Below are 2,082 nucleotides of genomic sequence, written 5' to 3'. Positions count from 1 at the left end.
AGCGGGAGCAAGCTCCCTCGCCACAACAGCAGTCAGTAGTCAGCAGTCAGCAGTCAGCGGCCAGCAGTCCGTGATTCAGCGGGCGATGGCGTGTTTGCGCAGCTTTCGGTAAAGGGTGTTGCGGCTGATGCCCAGTTGTTCGGCGGTGTGGGTCATGTGCCAGCGCTGGCGTTCCAGGACATCAAGCAACGCCAACCGCTCGGCATCGTCCAGCGGGCGCTCAGCCGGCGTTTCAACCGTCGCCTGTGGACTCTGGCGGATCATCGCCGGCAAGTCCTCCAATCCGATCCGCCCCCCGTCGCACAAGGCCGCGAGGGTGCGCAGCACATTGCGCAGCTGCCGCACGTTGCCCGGCCAGTCAAAACTCAGCAATGCCTGACGCGCAGGTTCGTCGATGGCCACCGCTTCGGCGCCCGCCTCTTCGGCCAGCAGAAAATCCAGCAACTGGGACTTGTCGCTACGCTCGCGCAATGCCGGCAGCGGGATTTCCAGCCCGTTGAGCCGATAGTACAAGTCTTCGCGAAAGCTGCCGTCGCGCACCCGATCAAGCAGTTGACGGTGGGTGGCGCTGATGATGCGCACGTTGACCGCTTCGGGTTCGCCGCCGATGGGCACCACCTGGCGATCTTCCAGCACTCGCAGCAAGCGGGTCTGCAAGGCCAGGGGCATGTCACCGATTTCATCGAGAAACAGCGTGCCGCCGTCGGCCTGTTGCAGCTTGCCGCGCATGCCTTCCTTGCGGGCGCCGGTGAAGCTGCCGCCGCGATAACCGAACAGCTCGCTTTCGATCAGACTTTCCGGGATGGCCGCACAGTTGAGCGCCACGAAGTTTTTCCCGGCGCGCTGGCTGGCATGATGCACGGCCTTGGCAAAGGCTTCCTTGCCGGAGCCGGTTTCGCCATGGATCAGCAGCGGCACATCGCGCTCGAACACCCGCAGCGCCTTGCGAAAATGCTCCTGCAACGCCGCATCCCCCAGGCAGAGGCCCGGCAACCGGGCGGGCTCGATGGCTTTAAACGCAGGGACGACCGGGACCGGCACGCTGCGCGGCTGTCCCCGCAGTACCGCAAACAAATGCCGCCCGTCACGGGTGCGCAACGGCCAACTGGCGCTGGCCTGGGCGCTGGCCCGGCCGAGCAGCTCATCCAGTGAACAATCGAAAAAGTCTTCCACCCGCTGACCGAGCAAACCACCGCGAATATGCCCCAACAGGTTCAGCGCACTCTGGTTGACGGCGCTGATCCGCCCTTCGCCGTCGAACGCCAGCAGCCCCTCGCTGAACAACCCCACGGACTCGGCCTGCAAATGAAAGCGCAGCAACCATTGATTGTCGAAGCAGCGCAGGAAATAGCAGCTCTCGATCATCTTTGCCGAGAGGTTGACCAGCGCCATGGTGTGGAACTGGCTCTGGCGCGACACGTCTGGCCGGGCCGATGACACATCCAGCACCGCGAGCAGTTCACCCTGAGGGTCGAACACCGGGCTGGCCGAGCAGGTCAGGCCCGTGTGACGACCGCGAAAGTGCTCTTCCTGGTGAATGGTCAGGGCCTGGCGCTCCACCAGGCAAGTGCCGATGCCGTTGGTGCCTTCGCAGGCTTCGCTCCAGTCGGCGCCGAGCCAGAGGCCGGCGCGCTCGAAAATCTTCCGTTCGCTGGGGGCGGTGACGCAGTTGAGGATCACGCCGCGAGCGTCGGTCAGCAACACCGCGTGGCCGGCGCCGGAGAGTTGCTGATGCAGGCTGGTCATTTCCGTGCCGGCGATCTGCAACACCTGTTGCAGACGCTCGCGGCTTTCCAGCACCCGACCATGCTCGAGCACCGTTGGCGCCAGGTTCTGCGCCGGATCGAGGTGATAGTCCTCAAGACAGCGCAGCCAGGAGCGGGCAATCGACGGATCGCTACCGGGCCCCTGCAGATGGGCCTTGCCCTGGGTGACCGTCAGGACTTGTTGGGCATGGCGACTCAAGTGGTTGCTGTGCATTTCTTATTATTTCTCCCCGAAGGACCTGCCTCACTGGAGCAACGGTTTAACACTTAACCTGTGTTTGACACTCAACCTGTGGCGAGGGGATTTATCCCCGCT

Annotated in this window: 1 protein-coding gene; it reads right to left on the bottom strand. The window is 63.7% G+C overall.

Translation table 11 applies throughout. The annotated features are described in order from the left end of the window. Positions 1-75: 75 nt before the first annotated feature. Positions 76-1,980 (bottom strand): sigma-54-dependent Fis family transcriptional regulator, encoded by a 1,905-nt coding sequence (locus HU811_RS26730; protein WP_186659096.1) that lies wholly within the window; start codon positions 1,978-1,980, stop codon positions 76-78. Positions 1,981-2,082 lie beyond the last annotated feature (102 nt).

This window comes from Pseudomonas tehranensis, from assembly GCF_014268615.1.
GTDB lineage: Bacteria > Pseudomonadota > Gammaproteobacteria > Pseudomonadales > Pseudomonadaceae > Aquipseudomonas > Aquipseudomonas tehranensis.
The sequence above is the reverse complement of the archived record's forward strand: the minus strand, read 5'-3'. Positions and strand labels throughout refer to the sequence as shown.